The organism is Exiguobacterium sp. s123, assembly GCF_018617075.1.
GTDB classification, from domain to species: domain Bacteria; phylum Bacillota; class Bacilli; order Exiguobacteriales; family Exiguobacteriaceae; genus Exiguobacterium; species Exiguobacterium profundum.
Window position 1 is genome coordinate 1,716 of the sequence record NZ_JACSJL010000016.1, and the last position, 3,034, is coordinate 4,749.

The 3,034-nt window shown below is 54.7% G+C and carries 1 rRNA gene; it reads left to right on the forward strand.

Annotated elements, in window-relative coordinates:
- Nucleotides 1-86 precede the first annotated feature (86 nt).
- Nucleotides 87-3,000: ribosomal RNA gene (locus tag KNO72_RS15335) — 23S ribosomal RNA — on the forward strand.
- Nucleotides 3,001-3,034 lie beyond the last annotated feature (34 nt).

A 3,034-nucleotide genomic window follows, 5' to 3' on the forward strand; every position in this document is an offset into this window, starting at 1 on the left:
TTGTTCCTTGAAAACTGAAGATTCATCAAGACATCAAAAACCAATTTCACATATGGTCCATAATGGACCGTGTGTCTTAGACGCTAGATCAAGGTAGAAAGGGCGTACGGTGGATGCCTTGGCACTAGGAGCCGATGAAGGACGCGACGAACAGCGAAATGCTCTGGGGAGTGGTAAGTACACATCGATCCAGAGATCTCCGAATGGGGGAACCCACCGCCGGGAGACTGGCGGGACACCCACGTGAATACATAGCGTGGCGTGAGGCATACCCGGGGAACTGAAACATCTAAGTACCCGGAGGAAGAGAAAGAAAATTCGATTCCCTGAGTAGCGGCGAGCGAAACGGGAACAGCCCAAACCAGGAAGCATGCTTCCTGGGGTTGTAGGACACTCTACACGGAGTTACAAAGGGATAGGGTAGGTGAACGACCTGGAAAGGTCGGCCAGAGAAGGTGACGGCCCTGTAGCCGAAACCCCATCCCCTCCAGAGTGGATCCTGAGTACGGCGGGACACGTGAAACCCCGTCGGAATCCGGGAGGACCATCTCCCAAGGCTAAATACTTCCTAGTGACCGATAGTGAACCAGTACCGTGAGGGAAAGGTGAAAAGCACCCCGGAAGGGGAGTGAAAGAGATCCTGAAACCGTATGCCTACAAGTAGTCAGAGCCCGTTCACGGGTGATGGCGTGCCTTTTGTAGAATGAACCGGCGAGTTACGATGGCGGGCGAGGTTAAGCCGATGAGGCGGAGCCGCAGCGAAAGCGAGTCTGAACAGGGCGCATCAGTCCGTCGTCGTAGACCCGAAACCAGGTGATCTACCCATGTCCAGGATGAAGGTCAGGTAACACTGACTGGAGGTCCGAACCCACGCACGTTGAAAAGTGCGGGGATGAGGTGTGGGTAGCGGTGAAATGCCAATCGAACCTGGAGATAGCTGGTTCTCTCCGAAATAGCTTTAGGGCTAGCCTCGAGGTGAAGAGTTCTGGAGGTAGAGCACTGATTGGACTAGGGGCCCCCACAGGGTTACCGAATTCAGTCAAACTCCGAATGCCAGCAACTTGTACTCGGGAGTCAGACTGCGAGTGATAAGATCCGTAGTCGAGAGGGAAACAGCCCAGACCATCAGCTAAGGTCCCCAAGTGTATGTTAAGTGGAAAAGGATGTGGCGCTGCACAGACAACTAGGATGTTGGCTTAGAAGCAGCCACCATTCAAAGAGTGCGTAATAGCTCACTAGTCGAGTGGCGCCGCGCCGAAAATGTAACGGGGCTAAACATACCACCGAAGCTATGGATCCCGTAAGGGATGGTAGGAGAGCGTTCCAAGCAGCAGTGAAGCGGTATCGTGAGGAGCCGTGGAGCGCTTGGAAGTGAGAATGCCGGTGTGAGTAGCGAAAAGAGGGGTGAGAATCCCCTCCGTCGAAAGCCTAAGGTTTCCTGAGGAAGGCTCGTCCGCTCAGGGTTAGTCTGGACCTAAGCCGAGGCCGAAAGGCGTAGGCGATGGACAACAGGTCGATATTCCTGTACCGCCGTACCACCGTTTGAACGATGGGGGGACGCAGAAGGATAAGGTGACCGTGCGACTGGAAGTGCACGGACAAGCAGCGAGGCCGTCGGGTTGGCAAATCCGCCCGGCATACAAGGTTGAGCTGTGACGTGGAGCCCGTAGGGCGAAGCACCGGATTTCACGCTGCCAAGAAAAGCCTCTAGTGAGGAGGTCGGCGCCAGTACCGCAAACCGACACAGGTAGGCGAGATGAGAATTCTAAGACGCGCGGGATAACTCTCGTTAAGGAACTCGGCAAAATGGTCCCGTAACTTCGGGAGAAGGGACGCTTATGGCGACATAAGCCGCAGTGAATAGGCCCAAACGACTGTTTAGCAAAAACACAGGTCTCTGCTAAATCGCAAGATGAAGTATAGGGGCTGACGCCTGCCCGGTGCTGGAAGGTTAAGGGGATGTGTCATCGCAAGAGAAGCACTGAACCGAAGCCCCAGTAAACGGCGGCCGTAACTATAACGGTCCTAAGGTAGCGAAATTCCTTGTCGGGTAAGTTCCGACCCGCACGAAAGGCGTAACGATTTGGGCACTGTCTCAACGAGAGACCCGGTGAAATCATAGTACCTGTGAAGATGCAGGTTACCCGCGACAGGACGGAAAGACCCCATGGAGCTTTACTACAGCCTGATATTGAGGCTTTGTACGCGATGTACAGGATAGGTGGGAGTTTGTGAAGCCGGAGCGCCAGCTTCGGTGGAGACACCCTTGGGATACCACCCTTTGCGTATAGAGTCTCTAACTCGCAGCCGTGATCCGGCTGGAGGACCGTGTCAGGCGGGTAGTTTGACTGGGGCGGTCGCCTCCTAAACAGTAACGGAGGCGCCCAAAGGTTCCCTCAGAATGGTTGGAAATCATTCGAAGAGTGCAAAGGCAGAAGGGAGCTTGACTGCGAGACCTACAAGTCGAGCAGGGACGAAAGTCGGGCTTAGTGATCCGGTGGTTCCGCATGGAAGGGCCATCGCTCAACGGATAAAAGCTACCCTGGGGATAACAGGCTGATCTCCCCCAAGAGTCCACATCGACGGGGAGGTTTGGCACCTCGATGTCGGCTCATCGCATCCTGGGGCTGGAGTAGGTCCCAAGGGTTGGGCTGTTCGCCCATTAAAGCGGTACGCGAGCTGGGTTCAGAACGTCGTGAGACAGTTCGGTCCCTATCCGTCGTGGGCGTAGGAAATTTGAGGAGAGCTGTCCTTAGTACGAGAGGACCGGGATGGACGCACCGCTGGTGTACCAGTTGTTCCGCCAGGAGCACCGCTGGGTAGCTACGTGCGGACGGGATAAGTGCTGAAAGCATCTAAGCATGAAGCCCCCTCCGAGATGAGATTTCCCTTTGAGCAATCAAGAAAGACCCCTCAGAGACGATGAGGTAGATAGGTCATGGGTGGAAGCGTGGCGACACGTGGAGCTGAATGATACTAATCGGTCGAGGCTTTGATCTAGTCTAATGGTTTGTGTTGATGAATCCTCAGTTTT